The sequence below is a fragment of the Rhodoluna limnophila genome (assembly GCF_005845365.1).
In the GTDB taxonomy this organism is placed as follows: Bacteria; Actinomycetota; Actinomycetes; order Actinomycetales; family Microbacteriaceae; genus Rhodoluna; species Rhodoluna limnophila.
On the sequence record NZ_CP040509.1, the window covers coordinates 1,337,191 to 1,357,586 of the forward strand.

The 20,396-nt window shown below is 54.6% G+C and carries 22 protein-coding genes; 9 read left to right on the plus strand and 13 right to left on the minus strand.

Features of this window, described 5'->3' with window-relative positions; translation table 11 throughout:
* Positions 1-119 precede the first annotated feature (119 nt).
* Positions 120-1,412, minus strand: a complete 1,293-nt coding sequence (locus tag FFA38_RS06530) for an adenylosuccinate synthase (RefSeq protein ID WP_138275946.1) — start codon at positions 1,410-1,412, stop codon at positions 120-122.
* A gap of 112 nt (positions 1,413-1,524) precedes the next feature.
* On the opposite strand from FFA38_RS06530, the gene FFA38_RS06960 reads away from it, so the two are divergent.
* A complete protein-coding gene (locus tag FFA38_RS06960) occupies positions 1,525-1,854 on the plus strand; it encodes a type II toxin-antitoxin system Phd/YefM family antitoxin (RefSeq protein ID WP_216641748.1) in 330 nt (109 codons plus the stop codon).
* On the plus strand, positions 1,842-2,243 hold the full coding sequence (locus FFA38_RS06540) for a type II toxin-antitoxin system VapC family toxin (RefSeq protein WP_138315937.1): 402 nt from the start codon (positions 1,842-1,844) through the stop codon (positions 2,241-2,243). Before FFA38_RS06960 ends, FFA38_RS06540 begins: the two co-directional genes overlap by 13 nt.
* Here FFA38_RS06540 and FFA38_RS06545 read toward each other — a convergent pair.
* Both FFA38_RS06545 and FFA38_RS06550 read right to left on the minus strand, forming a co-directional pair.
* Complete coding sequence (locus tag FFA38_RS06545) at positions 2,240-2,959, minus strand: TrmH family RNA methyltransferase (protein ID WP_246777910.1); 720 nt, start codon at positions 2,957-2,959, stop codon at positions 2,240-2,242. The two genes, FFA38_RS06540 and FFA38_RS06545, sit on opposite strands and share 4 nt — an antisense overlap.
* Positions 2,960-2,967: 8 nt before the next feature.
* Entirely contained in the window at positions 2,968-4,314 is a 1,347-nt protein-coding gene (locus tag FFA38_RS06550) for an ArsB/NhaD family transporter (protein WP_138315938.1), read from the minus strand.
* Between the two features lie 132 nt (positions 4,315-4,446).
* On the opposite strand from FFA38_RS06550, the gene FFA38_RS06555 reads away from it, so the two are divergent.
* Positions 4,447-5,223: an HAD-IIA family hydrolase gene (locus tag FFA38_RS06555; protein WP_138275950.1), complete on the plus strand. Its 777-nt coding sequence runs from the start codon at positions 4,447-4,449 to the stop codon at positions 5,221-5,223.
* Here the strand turns inward: FFA38_RS06555 and FFA38_RS06560 are convergent.
* Both FFA38_RS06560 and pyrE read right to left on the minus strand, forming a co-directional pair.
* Positions 5,220-6,446 (minus strand): MFS transporter, encoded by a 1,227-nt coding sequence (locus tag FFA38_RS06560; RefSeq protein ID WP_138315939.1) that lies wholly within the window; start codon positions 6,444-6,446, stop codon positions 5,220-5,222. The genes FFA38_RS06555 and FFA38_RS06560 overlap by 4 nt on opposite strands.
* Positions 6,427-6,990: an orotate phosphoribosyltransferase gene (gene pyrE, locus FFA38_RS06565; protein WP_138315940.1), complete on the minus strand. Its 564-nt coding sequence runs from the start codon at positions 6,988-6,990 to the stop codon at positions 6,427-6,429. Before pyrE ends, FFA38_RS06560 begins: the two co-directional genes overlap by 20 nt.
* Positions 6,991-7,038: 48 nt before the next feature.
* Here pyrE and FFA38_RS06570 point away from each other — a divergent pair, with 48 nt between their 5' ends.
* Positions 7,039-7,452 (plus strand): VOC family protein, encoded by a 414-nt coding sequence (locus tag FFA38_RS06570; RefSeq protein ID WP_138315941.1) that lies wholly within the window; start codon positions 7,039-7,041, stop codon positions 7,450-7,452.
* A gap of 3 nt (positions 7,453-7,455) precedes the next feature.
* On the plus strand, positions 7,456-8,250 hold the full coding sequence (locus FFA38_RS06575; RefSeq protein WP_138315942.1) for an exodeoxyribonuclease III: 795 nt from the start codon (positions 7,456-7,458) through the stop codon (positions 8,248-8,250).
* Here FFA38_RS06575 and FFA38_RS06580 read toward each other — a convergent pair.
* Genes FFA38_RS06580 through dnaK form a run of 7 tightly spaced genes read right to left on the minus strand, consistent with a single transcriptional unit; the run spans position 8,239 to position 15,971 of the window.
* The gene (locus FFA38_RS06580) at positions 8,239-8,976 is read right to left on the minus strand and encodes a DNA alkylation repair protein (RefSeq protein WP_138275955.1); all 738 of its coding nucleotides are present in this window, start codon (positions 8,974-8,976) and stop codon (positions 8,239-8,241) included. The genes FFA38_RS06575 and FFA38_RS06580 overlap by 12 nt on opposite strands.
* A 25-nt stretch (positions 8,977-9,001) precedes the next feature.
* Positions 9,002-9,991, minus strand: coding sequence for a CASTOR/POLLUX-related putative ion channel (locus tag FFA38_RS06585; RefSeq protein WP_138315943.1), 990 nt, complete (start codon positions 9,989-9,991; stop codon positions 9,002-9,004).
* A gap of 50 nt (positions 9,992-10,041) precedes the next feature.
* Positions 10,042-12,192: an ATP-dependent Clp protease ATP-binding subunit gene (locus tag FFA38_RS06590; protein WP_138315944.1), complete on the minus strand. Its 2,151-nt coding sequence runs from the start codon at positions 12,190-12,192 to the stop codon at positions 10,042-10,044.
* The gene (locus FFA38_RS06595) at positions 12,189-12,602 is read right to left on the minus strand and encodes a heat shock protein transcriptional repressor HspR (protein WP_138275958.1); all 414 of its coding nucleotides are present in this window, start codon (positions 12,600-12,602) and stop codon (positions 12,189-12,191) included. Before FFA38_RS06595 ends, FFA38_RS06590 begins: the two co-directional genes overlap by 4 nt.
* Before the next feature lie 8 nt (positions 12,603-12,610).
* Positions 12,611-13,540 (minus strand): DnaJ C-terminal domain-containing protein, encoded by a 930-nt coding sequence (locus FFA38_RS06600; RefSeq protein ID WP_138315945.1) that lies wholly within the window; start codon positions 13,538-13,540, stop codon positions 12,611-12,613.
* 26 nt (positions 13,541-13,566) lie between these two features.
* Positions 13,567-14,133, minus strand: coding sequence for a nucleotide exchange factor GrpE (locus FFA38_RS06605; protein ID WP_138275960.1), 567 nt, complete (start codon positions 14,131-14,133; stop codon positions 13,567-13,569).
* A complete protein-coding gene (gene dnaK, locus FFA38_RS06610; RefSeq protein ID WP_138275961.1) occupies positions 14,133-15,971 on the minus strand; it encodes a molecular chaperone DnaK in 1,839 nt (612 codons plus the stop codon). The genes FFA38_RS06605 and dnaK overlap by 1 nt, the downstream gene beginning before the upstream one ends.
* 203 nt (positions 15,972-16,174) lie before the next feature.
* Here dnaK and FFA38_RS06615 point away from each other — a divergent pair, with 203 nt between their 5' ends.
* The 4 genes from FFA38_RS06615 to FFA38_RS06630 are packed head-to-tail and all read left to right on the plus strand — an operon-like array spanning position 16,175 to position 19,782.
* Positions 16,175-17,281: a hypothetical protein gene (locus FFA38_RS06615; protein ID WP_138315946.1), complete on the plus strand. Its 1,107-nt coding sequence runs from the start codon at positions 16,175-16,177 to the stop codon at positions 17,279-17,281.
* A gap of 26 nt (positions 17,282-17,307) precedes the next feature.
* The gene (locus FFA38_RS06620; protein WP_138315947.1) at positions 17,308-18,621 is read left to right on the plus strand and encodes an MFS transporter; all 1,314 of its coding nucleotides are present in this window, start codon (positions 17,308-17,310) and stop codon (positions 18,619-18,621) included.
* A 48-nt stretch (positions 18,622-18,669) separates the two neighbouring features.
* Positions 18,670-19,029, plus strand: a complete 360-nt coding sequence (locus FFA38_RS06625) for a BlaI/MecI/CopY family transcriptional regulator (protein ID WP_138315948.1) — start codon at positions 18,670-18,672, stop codon at positions 19,027-19,029.
* A 9-nt stretch (positions 19,030-19,038) separates the two neighbouring features.
* Positions 19,039-19,782: a M48 family metalloprotease gene (locus FFA38_RS06630; RefSeq protein ID WP_138315949.1), complete on the plus strand. Its 744-nt coding sequence runs from the start codon at positions 19,039-19,041 to the stop codon at positions 19,780-19,782.
* Between the two features lie 23 nt (positions 19,783-19,805).
* Here FFA38_RS06630 and dcd read toward each other — a convergent pair whose 3' ends face one another.
* A complete protein-coding gene (gene dcd, locus FFA38_RS06635) occupies positions 19,806-20,396 on the minus strand; it encodes a dCTP deaminase (RefSeq protein WP_138275966.1) in 591 nt (196 codons plus the stop codon).

Sequence of the window (20,396 nt, forward strand, 5' to 3'; positions counted from 1 at the left end):
TGTGCCCGAAATAGAAAAAGGTTAGGGTTTAACCGCTGAGCTTTTGCTAGTAGGCAGCCAGTGTAAAAAATGACCCGGAGATTCTTCTCCGGGTCATTTTTTTGTAATTCAAAAAACGGTTACTTGGCCTCAAGCATGTTGTGACGCACGATGATGGCATCGCGGTGAGGGCCAACACCGATGGCCGAGATACGCGCACCGCTGATCTTCTCAAGCATCAAGATGTAGTCCTGTGCATTCTTTGGTAGGTCTTCGAAAGTGCGGCATCCGGTGATGTCTTCATCCCAGCCAGGGAAGTTCTCGTAAATCGGCTTGGCGTGGTGGAAGTCGGTCTGTGAAACCGGCATCTCGTCAACGCGCTTGCCATCAACCTCGTAGGCAACACAAACCGGAATCTCTTTCAAACCGGTTAGCACATCTAGCTTGGTAACAACGTAGTCGGTGACGCCATTGATGCGCGCTGAGTAGCGAGCAATCGGTGCGTCATACCAACCACAGCGGCGTGGGCGCCCGGTGGTGGTACCAAACTCAAAGCCGGTGGCGCGCAAGAACTCGCCAGACTCGTCGAACAATTCGGTAGGGAATGGGCCGGCACCAACGCGGGTGGTGTAGGCCTTTACGATTCCGATCACAGTCTTGAACTCAGCTGGGCCAACGCCTGAACCGGTTGAGGCACCGCCGGCAGTTGAATTTGATGAGGTGACGAACGGGTAGGTTCCGTGGTCAACGTCAAGCATGGTTGCCTGGCCGCCCTCAAACAGAACGGTCTTGCCTTCATCGATTGCGTTGTAAAGCTCTAGCGCGGTGTCGGCCACCATTGGGCGCACCCGCTCTGCGTATGACAGCAGCTCAGCAACAACCTCATCAACACGGATAGCTGCGCGGTTGTAAACCTTGCTCAACAGGTTGTTTTTTAGGACCAGCGCGGCCTCAACCTTCTGGCGCAAAATGCTCTCGTCAAATAGGTCTTGAACACGGATGCCCACGCGGTTGATTTTGTCGGCATAGGTAGGGCCAATGCCACGACCGGTGGTACCGATGGCGCGCTTACCCAAGAAACGCTCAGATACCTTGTCGACGGTCACGTTGTAAGGGGTAATGATGTGTGCGTTTGCTGAAACGCGAAGCTTTGAGGTGTCGATTCCGCGGGCGTTTAGCGCCTCGATCTCTTGGAACAGAACTGAGAGGTCAATGACCACGCCGTTTGAAATCACTGGGATAACGCCCGGGGTCAAGATGCCAGATGGCAAAAGGTGCAGTGCGTACTTTTCGTTGCCGATAACTACGGTGTGACCCGCGTTGTTACCGCCGTTGAACTTGACTACGTAGTCGATGTGCTCTGCCAGAAGGTCGGTGGCCTTGCCCTTACCTTCATCGCCCCACTGTGCACCAATAATTACTACCGCAGGCATGCATACCCCTTGCTTTGTATCTGGAGTGGTACGCAATGGCGTACATCTAAGTTTATCCCCAGATTGCTAGGCCCCGTGGGTGCTGGGTAAAGGGGAGTAATACTTTTGGACCATGCCTATTGCCTATCACCACGAATCAGATAATCTGATTTTCGTGAAAGAGATGACCGCCACCGAGGTGGCCAGAAATTTCTCGGCAGTCCTAGACTCGGTCGAGGCCGGCGAAGAAATTGTAATTTTCCGCGGAAAAGTTGAAATTGCCCGCCTCTCGCCCACTGCTAAGCACGTACCTAATGGTGCCGCGATCATTGATTTGGTTCACAGCCTCGAATCCGCTGGCCAGACAGCGGCATCTGACCCCGATTTTGACCAGGCTATGAAATCCGTGCTGGAGCGCCGCCAAGCCAACCGAATTGCTAGGCCAAACCCATGGCGAGACTAGTTATAGATACCTCAGTTTTGATTTCGATAGCTAGGCAGCAGATTGATATTGAAAAGGTGGTTTCGCCATCGGATGATTTGCTTTTGCCAACAGTGGTTATTGCCGAGTTCCTAACCGGCATCGAATTAATGAAGTCGGCTAAGTCAAAAATCAGACAAATTCAGTTTTTGACGCACTTCAAGGCGTTGGCAGAAGTTCTGGAATTCACCGAAAGCGAGGCCCGAGCTTTTGCAGTTCTTGAGGCAAGCGCTGTGCGGGCCGGAACGCCAATGTCCGAATTTGATTTGGTGATAGCAGCACACGCCACAGTCGAATCGGCGCTGCTGCTTACCAGCGATAAAAAGTCAAGGTTCGCGGAACTTCCCGGAGTGATTGCCCGCGTGGTTTAGCGACGCTTGAAGACGTGCTCTTCAACCCAGCAGTGCATGGTGATTGCCGCTGCGGCCGAAGCATTGATTGACCGGGTTGAGCCAAACTGGGTGATTTCTAGAACAACCTCGGCCGCCTCGATTGCGGCGTCACTCAAGCCAGGGCCTTCTTGGCCAAACAGCAAAACGCATTCTTCAGGCAGCGAGTACTCTTCAATCTTTTTGCAGCCCGGCACATTGTCGATGGCAATAATCGGAATAGCCTTGCCACCCTCACCGCCTGTCTTGGCCCACTCAACAAACTCTTCAACGGTTGGGTGGTGGCTCACGTGCTGGTAGCGGTCGGTGACCATGGCACCTCGGCGGTTCCAGCGGCGGTTGCCGATGATGTGAACCTCAGCGGCCAAGAATGCGTTGGCTGTGCGCACAATTGAACCGATGTTTAGGTCGTGCTGCCAGTTCTCAATGGCCACGTGATACTTGTGGCGGCGGCGATCCAGCTCGGCAATAATCGCGTCCATTTTCCAATAGCGGAACTTGTCCAATACGTTGCGAGTATCGCCGTTGGTTAGCAGCTCAGGGTCAAGAATCGAATCTGGATTCGGCTGCTCAGGTGTGCCGGCATCTTCAGGCCACTCACCCTGCCACGGGCCAACGCCCCAGGTGGTTTGTTCTGGGGTTGGTGAAGCACCCTCGGGCAATCCAGGCACGCTCGCAGGCATCTCTTCTTTACTCATCTACTGGCCTAAAAGTATCTGATCAACACGTAAGGCAAAGCCATCGCGGTTGACACAACCGTCACCGGCACACCGTACTTAGCAAATTGCCAGAAGCTAATTTTGTAGCCAGAGGCGTGTGCCAGCCCGACAGCAACCACGTTGGCACTAGCGCCAACAATGGTCATGTTGCCACCGAAGTCAGCGCCAAATGCCAAGGCCCACCAGAGGCCGTCATTTACGGTGCCGATTGATTCATTCAGTTGGTGGATAACCGGAGTCATGCTCGCAACATAAGGGATGTTGTCGACGATGCCTGAAACGACCGCGGAGACAACAACTACCGCTCCGGCGGCCAAGGCACCATCAGTGCCTACAACGCCAGCAATGTAGTCGGCTACATAACCGAGGGCGCCAACATTTACCAGCGCACCGACCATGATGAACAATCCGGCAAAAAACACCAGGGTTCCCCACTCGACGTCTTTGGCAAATTGCTCGGGCTTCAGGTTGCTAATAAGCACCAGTAAGCCCGCGCCCATCATGGCTACCATCGATGGCTCGAGGTGCAAAACCGAGTGCAACACAAACGCAATAATCACTGCGGTGAGAACTGAGACGCTCTTGATTAGGAGAGCCTTATCGGTGATGAATGCTGCCGGGTTTAGCTCCATGACTGAAGATCGGTCCTCGGCGGAGTTGACCAACTGCTTACGAAACAACAGCACAAGCATCGGAATGATTACCGCCATAACCACTAGAACAAGTGGGGCCATGTGAACCAAGAATGAGTTGAAATCCAGGCCTGCCTTGCTGGCAATGATGATATTTGGTGGGTCACCGATGAGTGTTGCGGCACCGCCGATATTTGAAATAAAGACTTCACCCAAAATGAATGGAATCGGGTTCACCTTTAAGTACTTGGCAACCAAAAAGGTCATGGGTACGGCAAGCAAGATAGTGGTTACGTTGTCTAGCAAAGCACTGGCAAATCCAACCAAAGTCAATATGTACACAAAAGCTGTGCGCGGCTTGCCCTTGGCTAACCGAATTGCCTTAACGGCCAGAAACTCAAATAGGCCAGTTTTGTGAATTACGCCGACAATAATCATCATGCCTAGCAGCAAAAAGATTACGTTCCAGTCGATGCCGGTTTCGTGGCTGTAAAAAGCCTGGCTTGCTCCGGTTGAACCGATAAGCACCATGGCTGCAGCACCGGCAGCAACAACCGCGACGCGGTTAATTTTTTCGGTAGCGATGAATACGTACGCAACAATAAAAATAATTACGGAAGCGGGGACCAACCATTCGGCTGGCAAGAAGGATGCGGAATTGGTGGCTTCAGATGCCAGCCACGGGCTAATCAGTGAACGCATGAGATCCAATCTGGGTCGGTGAATAAACTGCCGACCAGACTTCCCAGCACACCTAAGTTAAGAATACCCGAACACTCAGCAAGCCGATAGGGCTTCGGGAGACCGACGCCGAGCCTCTGTTAGCCTTGAACTATGGCAGATCGCAGCAAAATCACATCTTGGCTCACCGACATGGACGGCGTGCTCGTGCACGAGGGTCACGTACTTCCGGGCGCTTCTGAACTCATCGCTCAGTGGCAAGCAAACGGCACCCCGTTTTTGGTTCTGACCAACAACTCGATCTACACGCCTCGCGACCTAGCTGCGCGCCTGCAGTCTGGCGGCTTGAACGTACCTGAAGAACGCATCTGGACCTCAGCACTTGCTACCGCAGCATTTCTAGACAAGCAGAAGCCAAACGGTACCGCATACGTCATCGGTGAAACTGGGCTCACCCAGGCACTGCACGAAATTGGCTACGTTCAGACTGACAACAACCCTGACTATGTTGTGCTGGGCGAGACCCGCAATTTTAACTTTGACATGTTGACCAAGGCCGTGCGCCTCATCAACGGTGGTGCCCGCTTTATTGCCACCAACCCAGATGCCACCGGCCCATCAGCCGAGGGCCCACTGCCAGCAACCGGTTCGGTAGCCGCGCTAATCACCAAAGCAACCGGCATGGAGCCATACATTGTTGGCAAGCCAAACCCAATGATGTTCCGCAGCGCAATGCGCAAGATTGGCGCACACTCAGAGTCAACCGGCATGATCGGTGACCGCATGGATACTGACGTTGTGGCAGGTATCGAAGCTGGTTTGCACACTGTTTTGGTACTGACCGGAATTGCCGACGACGCCGAGATTGCCAAGTACCCGTTCCGCCCAACTGAGATTTTGAACTCAGTGGCCGACTTGCTTGAGGGCTAACTATTCAGCTGTTGCAGCTCTTTGCGCGAAGACACAATGACCGCGGTTGCGGCCACGGCTAGTGCAAGCACTAGGTAGACAACTCTGACGCCGAAAGTGTCTAGCGCTGCGCCCACCAGAACCATTGAAATCATCGGTCCGCCATTCCAAATGGCCATCTCAAGGCTGAACACGCGGCCACGTTTGCTGGCCGGAATCTTTTCTTGAATCACGGTATTTAGCAGTGGGCCCAGCGGACCCCATGAGGCACCGAGCAGGGCCGCAAACGCAAACATCACAGCCTGGTCTGGCAGCAAAGACATTGGCACAATCGCAATTGCAACACCGATGATTGCCATGCGGAAAATTGCCGCAAAACTGAAACGCTTGTTGATGCGCTCAAAGAGCAAAGCACCTGTTACCGAGGCCAACGCCATCGTCGAGATAATCAGACCCAGAGCTTCTGGGTTTCCGATCTCGTTGAAGTACTTAGGCAAAACCACCATTTCGGTTGGCAGGTAAACCACGGCTAGGAACATAAAAGTTGACATCATGATCAACACGGCTGGGGTCTGAAACAAAATCTTGAAGCCTTGAACCGCGTAGATGAAAAGACCGGTTGATTCCTCTGAGTCTTTTTCATCCTGCTGCTCGTGCACCTTAATCAGCAGCGTGAACAGGGCAGCCAAAACGCCAAAGCCACCGACAATCCAGAACGAGTTGATGGCGCCAATTTGAGAAATCGAAATTGCGGCGATTGCTGGACCGATGGCAAAGCCCGAGGCAAACACGGCCTCGTGAATTGAGTTTGCTCGTGGCAAAGTCATGTGGGCAGCGGCCGCGACATCCGGAACAATTGCCTTGCGCGCACTCGGGCCACCCGGCGCAACCAAAGACCTAATCAAGGCCAAAGCAATTAGTAGCGGAAGGTTCATGGTCCAAATGACCGCCATGACCGGAATGACAACCGAGGCAATTGAAGCCAGCATTTCAACCCAAACAGCGGTTCGGCGGCGACCAAGTTTGTCGATGATTGAACCCATTACCGGAGAAAGCAAAAGTCCCGGAATTCCGGTGATCGTGACTACCAGTCCGGCAGCAGCCGAGGAGCCCGAAATATCGAGCGATAGCCAAGGAAGCAAGATAAAGACCATCGACCCAGAAATGATCGATGTGATTGACGCAGCCTGCATCAGCAGGAACGGCGCCAGGCGCTTTTTTGGTTTAGCGGAGGTCGAGGTCATCGAGAGACACCGCACTTAAGTAACGGTAACCGGCGTCGCCGATAACCTTATCGGCACCGGTATCACGGTCAACCACGGTGGCAACCGCAACGATGATGGCACCGGCTTCTTCAAGAGCTTTGGCTGCAGTTAAAGGTGAACCGCCAGTGGTTGAGGTGTCCTCAACCACAATTACGCGCTTGCCCTCAACCGATGGGCCCTCAACCTGGCGGCCCATTCCGTGGGCCTTGGCTGCTTTGCGAACGACAAAAGCATCAACCGCACGGCCACGCGCTGCAGCCTGGTGCATGATGGCGGTTGCTACCGGGTCAGCGCCCATGGTCAATCCGCCAACGGCGTCAAAATCGGTGATGCCAGCTGCATCAAGCATGTCTAGAACAACCTGGCCAATTAGCGGCGCAGCCTCGTGGTGCAGAGTCGCACGGCGCAGGTCCACGTAATAGCCAGCCTCGATGCCGCTAGACAGAGTCACTTTGCCGTGAACAACAGCAAGTTCTTTGATCAGTTCAATGAGGCGCGGCTTTGATGGCGAGGTAAAGGTCATTGCTCTAGTTTACGAGAGGGCAAGAGGGCCTTGGGCTAGCCTAGACACATGGAAAAGATGATGTTCACCAACCTGCCGGTTCACTCGCTAAAGCGCTCGGTGGACTTTTACACCGCTCTCGGTTTCAAGTTCAACCCGCAGTTCACCGGCGAGACCTCAACCTGCATGATTGTTGGCAAACACAACTTCATCATGCTGCTCGAAGAAGCTACTTTTTCAGGTTTTGTTGACAAGCCAATTGCGCCTACCAAAAAGACCGTTTCGTGCATCGTTGCCATCACCTATGACTCAGAAGCCGAGGTTCGTGCCATTTGCGAGAAGGCGTTTGAGCTTGGTGCTCGCAATTACAAAGAGCCTGAAGAACACGGATTCATGTTTGGCTGGGGCTTTGAAGACCTCGACGGCCACATCATCGAACCTTTCTACATGGACCAATCTCACCTAGAGCCACTCGAGAGTTAAACCGTGCGCATTGCTACCCACAACGTAAATTCCATTCGCACCCGCGTTGATCGCGTGGTTGATTGGCTGGTCCGTTCCAACACGGATGTCCTGGCGATGCAAGAAATCAAGTGCAAACCAGACCAGTTTCCGTACCAAAAATTTGAAGATGCTGGCTACAAAATAACCATGCACGGTTTGAATCAGTGGAATGGTGTTGCTTTTGCCAGCCGAATCGAAGCTGAGGACGTTGAGATTGGCTTCTCGGGCATGCCGGCCTTTGGCAAAGGAGGCAAGGACCCGATTGAAGAAGCTCGTGCCCTTGGTGCAACCTTCAATGGCGTGCGGCTTTGGTCTTTATATGTGCCAAACGGCCGAGAGGTAAACGACGAGCACTATCACTACAAACTTGAGTGGCTAGACCGGCTGGCAGCCAACACTGCCGAGTGGGTTGAGCACGAGCCAGACCAGCCGCTGGCACTGATGGGTGACTTCAACATTGCGCCACTAGACACAGACGTCTGGGACATCGACGATTTTGCTGGGGCAACCCACGTTTCAGAGCCTGAGCGCCAAGCATTTGAGGCGTTTGAGCAGATCGGTTTGCAAGATGTGGTCCGCCCGTTGGTGCCACAGGGTTACACCTACTGGGACTACCAGCAGCTGCGGTTCCCTCGCAATGAAGGCATGCGCATCGACTTCATCCTGGGGTCTGAGCCTTTTTCTGAGCGGGTTACCCGCGCGGTTATTGACCGCGATGAACGCAAGGGCGAGGCCCCGAGTGACCACGTGCCGGTGGTCGTTGACCTAACCGACTGAGAGCCAGTACTTTCGCTCAGTTTCATCAAGTTTTTCGATGGAATAGCGCAGCGCGGTTCTAGGCATCGTGGCCGCGAAGCGGCTCAAAAATTCGCGCAATTTTTCAACATCGCGCTTGCCCGCTTCGCGAAGCATCCATCCGACTGCCTTGTGAATTAGGTCGTGTTTGTCACCAAGCAGCATTTCGGCAATGGCCCAGGTGGGCTCAAGGTCAAAGTTTTCAAAGCCGTTTTTATCAGCCCGGATAAACGCGAACGTGAAGATAATTGCCGCCCGTCGCTCCCACAGCAAGTCACTCTTGGCTAGTCGCTGAAGTAGGTCCATGGCATCTGGTTTGCCAATCAAAAAAGCACCCAGATACGGTGCGGTGGCATCGACAAGATCCCAGTTATTCACTCGGCCCTCTTGCAGCAGTTGCAGGTAGTGATCGAACATTTCTTGCTGCTCGGCTGCTGCTTTGGTGCGCTTAAAGCGGTTGACCATAACGAACAGCCCGCACTGGCGGTGTTCGTGCACCTCAGATGCCAGCAGTTCATCAATCTCGTGCTGCGGCAGTGATTTGTGTTTGGCCGCTACCGAGCGGGTCTCCGGTACCTTTGCACCGATGAATACATCGCCCTCGCCATACTGCCCCGGCCCGGTCTTGAAAAACCAAGAGAAGGTTGCCTCTTTTTCGGGGCGCGCAAAAGCGGCCAGGTCTTGCTTTACGCTGGCCGCTGTAGACATTTTTGGAGTTAGTTTTGCGGGGGAATTAGGCCGCGAAGGTGCCAACCACAACCAGTGCATCGCCAGCAGCTGGGGTGATTCGGGCATTTTTCGGTGGGTTCAGGGCCACGCCACCAGAGGCAGCATCAAAGTAGCCGATTACCGAGTAACCCTTCGAGATACCGGCAACTGCAACATCGGCAAGCTCGATGGCCTGACCGACCGGGGCAAAATTGGCAACCGGCAATAGGCCGATGCTGGCGCCCTGTGCTGCAAATAGCCCATCAAAGACCGAGAGCAAATCTGAGTTCTCAGAAATTTGGGCCAGCAATTTGGCTTGTAGGTTGGCAACCGGCACGGTGGCATCGGTGTGTTTTTGCACTAAAGCCGGCAACACCTGCGCCTGGCTCAAGTCAAGTTTTGCCAGGGCGTCTTCACGGATGCCCGTGTAGATAACCTGGTCGTCGTCTTCGGCCAAAGCAATAATCTGCGATCCGTGCGGCAATGCCTGATCGGCCGCTGGGTTGATAACCGGCTCACCGTCAATTACCGCGCCAATTACCGACGCTGTGTTGAACGCCAAAACGGCATCTGCGTAGGTTTTACCAAACAGCGCTGGCAACTCATTGAAGTAAATTTCTTCGCCCTCGAAAGACAAAATTTCTTCGATGGCCACCCGTAGCGCTGGGTGTTGGGCCGCGTGCGCGTTGATCAAGTCCTCAAGGTACTCAAGTTTTGAACTTAGGTCGATGATTGACTTAGCGCCGGCAGCGTTAGCAACCTCTAGGTCTTTGGCGCTGGTTGGGTCACCCTGAATGATCTGAAACTTCTGCCGACCAAGGTCAAGGCCGGCCAGAGCTGATTCAACCTCGGCGGGTGCAGTCTGCGACAAAACCACGATGCGTGGCTTGCGCACGTTTTCGTTCGCAATCGTAAGTTCTTTGATGACCTCAATGGCCACCGGTGACCAGCCGAGAATTAGTGAGTGCCCGCCTCGTTTGAGAGCGCGGTTACCAAATTTGCTGATGCTTGCCATGGTGTCAGTTTATCTAGCCAGTCTGAGAGCCGGCTGCGCCGGGGTTACCCCTAGATTTCTCCGGGGGTAACCACCAGCTGCACACCGTCTTCGGCAACATCCACTTTGACCAAAGAGCCATCGTGAATTGTTCCGGCCAAAAGCAGGTTTGCCAAGCGGTCATCGATCTGCTGCTGCATCAATCTGCGAAGCGGGCGGGCGCCGTAGATTGGGTCGTATCCCTTGTCGGCCAACCAGGTTCTGGCGGCCGGGGTAACTGCCAACTGCAGGCGGCGCTGCTCTAGGCGGTGCTGCAGACGGTCGATGTTGAGTTCAACAATCTGACCAAGCTCACTGCGGTCAAGCGCACTGAACACCACGATGTCGTCTAGGCGGTTCAAGAACTCTGGCTTGAAGTGGCCACGAACCGTTGCCAAAACTGCCTCGCGCTTTTGGTCGGCACCCAACTCTTGGTCGATCAAGAACTGGCTGCCTAGGTTAGAGGTCAAAATCAGAATCACATTCTTGAAGTCCACGACGCGGCCCTGACCATCGGTCAATCGGCCATCATCCAAGACCTGAAGCAAGACATCGAAGACCTCAGGGTGAGCCTTTTCAACCTCATCGAGCAGAACCACCGAGTATGGTCGGCGACGAACGGCTTCGGTCAATTGACCGCCCTCTTCGTAACCGATGTACCCCGGAGGCGCACCAAGCAAACGGCTAACCGAGTGCTTCTCGCCATACTCACTCATGTCGATGCGAACCATGGCCTTCTCGTCGTCAAACAAGAATTCAGCCAGGCTCTTGGCAAGCTCAGTTTTTCCGACGCCGGTTGGCCCCAAGAACAGGAACGAACCGGTTGGGCGATCTGGGTCGCTGATGCCGGCCTTGGTGCGGCGAACAGCATCCGAAACTGACTTGACAGCGGCCTTCTGGCCAATCAGGCGTTTACCCAATTCGGCTTCAAGGTTGAGCAACTTCTCGCTTTCACCAGCTAGCAGGCGGCCGGTTGGGACACCGGTCCAGGCACTAACCACAGCAGCGATGTCATCCTCGCCGACCTGGTCGTTGACCATGCGATCAGCGCTTGCCTCGCCAGCCTCGGCTGACTCAAGTTGCGCCAACTCTTTTTCCAAAGCCGGGATCTCTCCGTAGAGCAAACGCGATGCACGCTCGAGGTTTGCCTCACGTTGTGCACGTTCGGCCTCGATGCGCAAGCCATCAAGTTTGGTCTTTAGGTCACCAACCTTGTTGAGTTCGGCGCGCTCTTTAGCCCAACGTTCGTTCAAACCATCAAGTGCCTTGGACTTTTCGGCTAGGTCATCGCGAAGCTTTTCGAGGCGCTCCTTTGAGGCCTCGTCCTTCTCCTTTTTCAGAGCCAACTCTTCAAGCTTTAGTCGGTCAACCTGGCGGCGAAGTTCGTCAATCTCAATCGGTGCCGAGTCAATCTCCATGCGCAGGCGTGAAGCCGCCTCATCAATCAGGTCAATTGCCTTGTCTGGCAGCTGGCGCCCAGTGATGTATCGGTTAGACAAAGTCGCTGCGGCAACCAGCGCGCTGTCAGCAATGGCCACCTTGTGGTGTGCCTCGTAGCGCTCTTTTAGTCCGCGCAAAATCGCGATGGTGTCAACCACTGATGGCTCACCAACGTAAACCTGCTGGAACCTGCGCTCAAGGGCAGGGTCCTTCTCGATCCGCTCGCGGTACTCGTCCAGGGTGGTGGCACCGATCAGCCGCAATTCACCGCGGGCAAGCATCGGCTTCAACATGTTGGCGGCATCCTGGCCGTCTCCGGCACCGGCACCCACCAAAGTGTGCAGCTCATCGATAAATGTAATTACCTGGCCCTCGGCGGCATTGATTTCGGCCAACACAGCCTTAAGGCGCTCTTCAAATTCACCCCGATACTTGGCACCGGCAACCATCGCAGCAAGGTCAAGGCTGATCAGCTGCTTGTCCTTCAGGCTCTCAGGTACGTCACCGGCAATGATGCGCTGGGCTAGGCCCTCTACCACTGCGGTCTTACCAACACCTGGTTCACCGATCAGGACCGGGTTGTTTTTGGTTCGGCGGCTAAGCACCTGTGACACTCGACGGATCTCGGCGTCTCTGCCAATCACCGGGTCGAGCTTTCCCGACTTAGCAATGTCGGTTAGGTTTACGCCGTATTTTTCCAGCGCTGAACGCTGGTCTTCTGGTTGCATATTTTGATTGTTCATCGCGCCCTCCACAGCACTACTGAGTTGTGCTTCGCTGGTCTTTGACCGCGAGCAATACTCTCAACACCCTGATCACCCGCTGCAAAAACTCGGGCCCCAGGTCTATTCATAAGTTCGTTGGCTAGCGCTTGTTCGAGGTCTCGAACACGCTTGGCTAGCTCGGCATTTTGGTTTTCGAGTTCCAAAATGCGTCGAATGCCCTCAAGGCTCACACCCTCATTTGAGAGGCGTGCAATTTCGCGAAGTTGGGCAACATTTCGCATGGTGTATCGGCGGGTTTGCCCACCGGTACGGCTTGGCACCACCAACCCGATGCGGTCGTAATCACGCAGGGTTTGCGGGTGCATTGAGGCCAGTTCAGCCGCAACGCCAATCGCAAAGATTGGTGAGTTCTCGTCTAACTGTTCCATTAGGGCTCCTAGAGAAGTCCGGCCTTATTCAGCAGGTCCTCGCGAGGGTCCTCGTCCGGAAGGTGGCTCTCGAATTCCTCGAGTGCCTTGCGCGCCTTGTCGTTGATGTGGCTCGGCACCGCAATGTCCACGGTTGCAAGCAGGTCACCCTCGCCCTTGGCCGTCACAACTCCGCGGCCTTTGACTCTAAGCACGCGTCCGTTTGGTGTGCCCGGCGCAACCTTTAGTTTCACTGGATCGCCGCCCAGGGTTGGTACCTGAATGGTTGCACCCAATACCGCCTCGGCAAAGGTCACCGGCACTGTTACCCGGATGTTCTGGCCATCGCGGGTGAACACCGGGTGCGGCTTGACCGTCACGGTGATGATTAGGTCACCGGATGGTCCGCCGTTTGGAGATGCCTGACCCTTGCCAGCAATCTTGATCTTCTGACCGTCTTGAACGCCGGCTGGAATCTTGATGCTAGTTGGTTCACCGTTGCTCTTGAGTTGCAACTTGATCGTGGTGCCTTTAACACCATCGATGAAGTCCAGCGTGGTTGAGGTGGTGAGGTCTGCTCCGCGCTGCGGACCAAAACCTCCCCGACCTCCGCCACCAAAGAGGTTGGCAAATACGTCTTCAAAACCGCCGCCGCCAAAGTTGGCGCCACCAGGAAATCCTCCTGGAAAACCGCCACCCTGACCGCCGGTGAAACGAGCGCCGGAACCCATTGCTCGCATCTGGTCGTACTCAGCGCGCTGATCTTTGTCAGAAAGAACCGAGTAGGCCTCGCTGATTTCTTTGAAGCGTGCTTCTGCCTTGGCATCACCCGGATTGGTATCTGGGTGAAACTGCCGCGACAACTTGCGGTAGACCTTTTTCAGTTCTGCTTCAGACACGTCTTTAGCTACGCCAAGGACCTTATAAAAGTCCTTGTCGAACCAATCTTGACTTGCCATGTGTATTGAACCTCTTTTGTAATTTCTTATTCAGCTGGGATGAAGACGGCAACCATTGCTGGTCGCAGCAGGCGGTCGCCAAGCATGAAGCCCGGCTCAATTACATCTGCAATAACGTTTTCAGTTACCTCTGGGTTTGGGGTCTGCACCAGAGCATTGTGTAGCTCTGGGTCAAACTTGTCACCCTTCTCGGCAAATGCCTTGAGACCAAATTTGTCTCCGGCATTGCGAAGCTTGGTGACAACTGCAGCAAACGGTGAGCCCTCAAGGTCTCCGTGTGCTTCAGCACGCGATAGGTCGTCGAGTGCCGGTAGCACTGCGCGAAGAACCTCAGCAATTGCTGCGTTGCGAGCTACATCGCGGTCGCGTTCAACGCGTGCTTTGTAGTTCACAAACTCAGCTTGCAGTCGCTGCAGATCGGCCAAAAGTTCGGCCTCCTTGCTCTGCGGACCTAGGTCTTCGACCAAATCTGCTAATGCCTGGTCAATGGCATCTGGCTCTGCCTCAGGGGAGTCCTCTGAAAGAGATTGCGAAGCATCGTGAATTTCAGAGGATTCCTCTGGGCTAGTGCCAGCTGGATTTTGATCAGACATTATTTCTTTTCCTCATCCTCGTCGACAACCTCAGCGTCAACCACGTCTTCACCAGATGCATCAGCCGCAGCTTCTTCACCCTCGGCAGGCGCAGCAGCGTAGATTGCCTCGCCCAGCTTCTGCTGTGATTCGTTTAGCTTGTCGAGTGCAGACTTAACCGCCTCAATGTCTTCTCCGGCGAGCGCAGTCTTTAGAGCATCAACGTCAGCCTGAACTGTGGTCTTTACGTCCTCAGGTAGCTTCTCGTCGTTCTCTTTGATCAGCTTCTCGATCTGGTAGACCAAACCTTCGGCCTGGTTGCGAGTGTCGGCTTCTTCACGGCGCTTCTTGTCTTCAGCGGCGTGCTCTTCACCTTCGCGAACCATGCGCTCGATGTCTTCCTTTGACAACGATGAACCACCGGTGATGGTCACAGATGCTTCCTTGCCGGTGCCCTTGTCCTTTGCAGACACGTGCACGATACCGTTGGCATCGATGTCGAAGGTAACTTCAATCTGAGGCACGCCGCGCGGTGCTGGGGCAATGCCGGCTAGGTCAAAGTTTCCGAGTGACTTGTTGTCGCGAACAAATTCACGCTCACCCTGGTAAACCTGGATGCTCACTGATGGCTGGTTGTCATCTGCGGTGGTGAAGGTCTCTGAACGCTTGGTCGGAATCGCAGTGTTGCGCTCGATCAGCTTGGTCATGATTCCACCCTTGGTTTCGATACCAAGAGATAGTGGAGTCACGTCGATTAGCAGAACGTCCTTGCGCTCACCCTTTAGAACACCAGCCTGTAGTGATGCACCAACTGCAACGACCTCATCTGGGTTTACACCCTTGTTAGGCTCCTTGCCACCGGTCAGGCTCTTGACTAGCTCAGATACTGCAGGCATACGGGTTGAACCACCAACAAGTACCACGTGGGCAATGTCGCCAACCTTTACGCCGGCTTCTTTGATGACGTCTTCGAATGGCTTCTTGGTACGAAGCAATAGGTCTTCGGTCATCTGCTCGAACTGCGCACGGGTGAGGGTTTCATCCAAGTTTGCTGGGCCGTTCTCGGTTAGAGATAGGTAAGGCAACTGGATGTTGGCGCTCATTGACTGAGAAAGTTCCTTCTTAGCCTGCTCTGCAGCTTCCTTTAGGCGCTGAAGTGCAATCTTGTCCTTCGACACGTCAACACCGGTGGTCTCCTTGAACTTCTTGACCAGGTGGTCAACAATTCGCTGGTCCCAGTCATCTCCACCAAGGCGGTTGTCACCTGAGGTTGCACGAACCTGAATGGTTGAGAAGCCTTCATCCTTACCAACCTCAAGAAGGCTGACGTCGAAGGTACCGCCACCAAGGTCAAAGACCAGGATTAGCTCATCTTCTTTACCCTTGTCTAGGCCGTAAGCCAGGGCAGCCGCGGTTGGCTCGTTGATAATACGTAGAACGTTTAGACCTGCGATCTCACCGGCATCTTTGGTTGCCTGGCGCTCTGCGTCGTTGAAGTAAGCAGGAACAGTAATAACTGCGTCGGTTACAGCCTCACCAAGGTAGGTCTCAGCGTCGCGCTTTAGCTTGGCTAGGGTTCGCGCTGAAATCTCTTGTGGGGTGTACTTCTTGCCGTCAACATCAAAGGTCCAGTCGGTGCCCATGTGGCGCTTGACTGATGCGATGGTGCGGTCAACGTTGGTTACTGCCTGACGCTTTGCGGTCTCACCAACAAGAACTTCGCCGTCTTTGGTAAAGGCAACGATTGATGGAGTGGTGCGGAAGCCCTCTGCGTTAGCGATAACGGTTGGTTCGCCACCCTCAAGCACAGAAACTGCGCTGTTGGTGGTACCTAGGTCAATACCTACTGCACGTGCCATTATTTGTTTCTCCTCGTTTTTTGGGCTTGTGGCCCGGTTGTTTACTTGCTGCGGCCCAAACCTGAGCCGATTTGACTCAAGTTTCACACGCAGATTTTTAGTTGTCAAGCACTCTCAGCAAAATCTAAGTCTTCTTGACTCAAGTTTGCCCAGTCGGCAAAGTTTCGGAGCCAATTCCCAGCAATAAGTGGCATCCTTAAAGCATGAAGCGCAGGTTTTTGAAGGTGCTCGCGGCCTTTGTGGCGGCGGGCTTGCTCACCGCAGCCTCTCCGGCGAGCGCCATTGAGCCAACCTCGGGCTACGACATCTCTTACCCGCAGTGCAACTCGGTGCTGCCTAACGACGGCGCTTTCAAGATTGTGGGCATCAACGGCGGCCTGGTTTACTCGGGCAATCCTTGCCTCGATGACCAAATTACTTGGGCTGGCGGCACCGCTGCGCAGTTTTATATCAACACCGGCAACCTCGGGCCGTCATCTAGCTACTGGCCAGCTGGGCAAACCACCCCGGTGCTCTGCGATGCTGCCGACATCGACAGCACCGGTTGTGCCTTCAATTACGGTTACAACGCCGCCAAAGATTCTTATCAGCGGGCGGTAGACGCCTACGCCCGACTCGGCATCACGACCTCGCCCGCACTAACCACCTGGTGGCTAGATGTTGAGACCTCGAACAGCTGGCGTGGGGCCGACTGGCCAGAAAGCACTCCGGCCCTAACCGGAACCGATGCGACCAGCCGAAATGTGTCATCCATCGCCGGCGCCACCCACTACCTACAGTCGGTAGCCAAGATCACCAAACTTGGGGTTTACTCAACCCCTTATCAGTGGGGTGTAATTACCGGTGGGTCAAAACTGTTCTCTGACCTAGTTAGCTGGCACGCCCTAGGTGAGTCAACCCACGAGGCCGCAGCCGCAGCCTGCACCGGCGCCAGCGGTTTTACCGGCGCACCGATTGTGATGACCCAATACATCGATACGTCTATCAACCTCGATGTCAATGTGACCTGCTCGGCCAAGGTAAAGGTAATCACCAGCCTGACCAACACCAGCACTACCTCGGTCAAACGCTCCGGATACTTCTATCTAAAAGGCACCCTAAAAACCGCTTGGGGCGCCACCATGGCCAACCGTTCTGTCACTTTTAAGTTTGCTGGCAAGACCTACAAAGCCACCACCAGCCAAACCGGATACGTTTCGGTCAGAGTCAAGGCACCTAGTTATGCCGGCAAATTTAAGGCCGGAGTTTACTTTTGGGGAAACTATTACCTAACTCCCGACAGCAGCTTTAAAACCGTGACCGTTAAGTAGTTAAATATCGGCTAGCGTTGCTGATTATGACTTCCAACGCTGCAAGATCAGAAAAACGCGCAACCTTTGCTTGGGCCCTGTGGGACTGGGCTGAACAGCCTTTCCCAACCCTGATGCAAACCTTCGTGTTTCCGCTGTATCTTGCTGGGGCAGTTGCTGCCAAGGGCACCGATACCGACGCTCTGCTGGGCGTTGCCACCGGTATCGCGGGTCTAATCGTGGCAGTTATGGCACCGGTTTTTGGCCGCCGCTCTGATGAGACCGGTAAGCGCAAGTTTTGGCTCATGGTCAACACCTATCTCTTGGTGGCCATCATGGTTGCCGCGTTCTTTGTGGCACCAAGCCCCGAGTACCTTTTGTTCGGCCTAATCCTGTACGGCCTCGGCTCGGTGGTTCAAGAATCAGCCTTCATCAACTACTACGCCATGCTTCGCCAGGTCTCAACCCCGTCAACCATCGGCCGCATCTCTGGCTACGCCTGGGGTTTTGGCTACGCCGGCGGCATCCTGCTGCTTTGCATCTCACTGTTCGGCTTTATCTTGCCCGAGACCGTGTTTGGAATCGTGCTGGCTGACTCAATGAACGTTCGAATTGTGTTCTTGTTCTCAGCAGTCTGGTTTGCCCTGTTCTCAATTCCGCTATTCCGCCGGGTTCCCGAAATCGCCGCAGCACCGGGGGTCAAAAAGCAAAGCGTGATTGAGTCATACATCAAGCTCTGGTCACAGCTAAAGTCGCTGCGCAAGCAAGCCCCAGAGACCTTCAAGTTCTTGATCTCTTCGGCTATTTACCGCGATGGCCTGGCGGGTGTCTTTACCTTTGGTGCCGTGCTCGGTTCGCTGGCATTCGGCTTTAGCCAGACTGAGATCATCCTGTTCGGCATCGCTGCCAACCTAGTCGCCGGTATCGGTGCCGCGATCGGTGGCCGCCTCGACGACATTCTGGGCAGCCGTGCCGTAATCATCTTGTCTTTGGTTGGTCTGATTGTTGCGGGCACTGCGGTCTTTGTGTTTGCCGGCGCCGGTGTAATCACCTACTGGATCGGCGGTCTGTTCCTCTGCCTATTTGTTGGGCCGGCTCAGGCAGCCAGCCGTACCTTTGTTTCTCGATTCACTCCAGCAGGTCGCGAGGGTGAGGTGTTTGGTTTGTATCAAACCACTGGGCGCGCTGCCTCGTTCCTGTCGGGCTTTATGTGGGCCGGTTCAATCACCGTGGCCAGCCTGCTGCTTGGCCTCGAGAACGCAACCATATTCGGCATTATCGGATTGCTCTTGATTCTTGGCGTTGGACTATTGCTGTTGCTTCGAGTGGACCCAAGCCCCAAGGTTGCTTACTCAAAGTAGTCCCGGTTCGACGCTGGGCCTCAATTCGACACCGTGTAGAATTGGGCCATGTCAAAATCGCAGCGCCAACAGGGTGAGTTAGAGTCACTGATTCTCAACTGCCTTTGGAACGCCGAAGGCCCGATGACCTCGGCCGAGATTCTTGAGTGCGTGAGCCCAGATGGCTCGTTGGCATTGACCACAATTTTGACGGTGCTCTCACGCCTAGCCGATAAAGAATTGGTGCACCGAGCTCCTGGCTCGGGCCGATCTCTGCTCTTCACCGCGGCTCAGTCGCGCGAACAGCACACTGCCGGTCTCATGCTCAAGTTGGTTACCGAGGCCGAGAACCCTGCTCTGGCGTTTTCACACTTTGCCGAGGGCCTCAGCCCATCGCAGCTTCAAGCTCTGCGCAATTCACTCAACTAGTCTTAACCGGTGTCCGCTCCCATTCTCCTGATTCCAATTGCGTTGGAGTGGGTTCTACTAATTACAACTCTGGCTCCGGTTGCATTGGTTGGCAGGTTCAACAGCCGCCCCCGCCTAGGGCTGGCCATCTGGTTTGGCTCGCTGCTCTCCGCCGGTCTCGCTACCGGCTTGGCGCTGGTGGTGGCTATCTGGTCTTACTTCGATACCTTTGCGGCTCTTGAGGCAAGTTTGTTCGGAGACTCAGAGTGGTTCATGGCATTGGCCGTGAGTTTTGGTCCGTGGCTGGCCTTGCTGTTAGGCGGTGTATCACTGGTGTTGGTTCAGCAGCGATTGGAGCCGCTGGTTGTAACGGCTCGTCAAATCAAGCCGGCAGTTGATCAGGCCAAGCGGCCTCTGCTGAATTTTATGGGCACTCCGGTCTATGCCATTGACCTGCCGTTTGCCTATGCGGTGGCTGGTCGTCGCGAAATCATTGTGTCCTCAGCGCTGCAGAACCTGCTAAACACAGATGCCTTTGCGGCAGTCTTGTGGCACGAATTGGGCCACATTCGCGGCCGGCACTTTGGGCTCAAAAAACTGGCCCGCATTGTTCGCGTGCTTTCGCCAACCTTGGCTGTATCAAAAGCCCTGGTGGCAGAGGTTGAGAGGTTGTGCGAGGTGGTTGCCGACGATTTTGCCGCGCGAAATTTGGGCAACAAGAAAGCCCCCGCACTAGAAAGTGCAAGGGCAATCTTTAGAGATTCAGCCTTCTAGGCTAACTTCGCTAACGACAGTAACTAAAGCGGCTCGTTGCCAACATCGGTGATGTGAAAATTCAGGTGGCTGCGTGATGCGGTTGGGCCACGCTGACCCTGGTATCGAGAGAGGTACTTCTCAGAGCCGTAAGGGGTCTCGCTCGGTGAGCTGAGCTGGAAGAAGCAGAGCTGACCAACCTTCATACCCGGCCAAAGCTTGATCGGCAGGTTTGAAACGTTGGCCAACTCAAGGGTCACGTGACCCTTAAAGCCTGGGTCAACAAAACCTGCGGTTGAGTGGGTCAGTAGGCCAAGGCGTCCCAGCGAGCTCTTGCCTTCAAGGCGGGCAGCGATGTTGTCTGGCAGAGTTACAAATTCGTAGGTTGAACCCAGCACAAATTCACCAGGGTGCAAAATAAATGCTTCGTCGGCCGCAACCTCGACCAAGCGGGTCAGGTCAGCCTGATCTTCGCGAGGGTCGATGTAGGCGTACTTGTGGTTGTCAAAAAGTCTGAAGAATCGGTCCAGACGAACATCGATGCTCGATGGCTGAAGAAGATCCATGTTGAGTGGCTCAAGACCAATTCGGCCGGCCTCAATTTCTGCGCGGATATCGCGGTCTGACATAAGCAT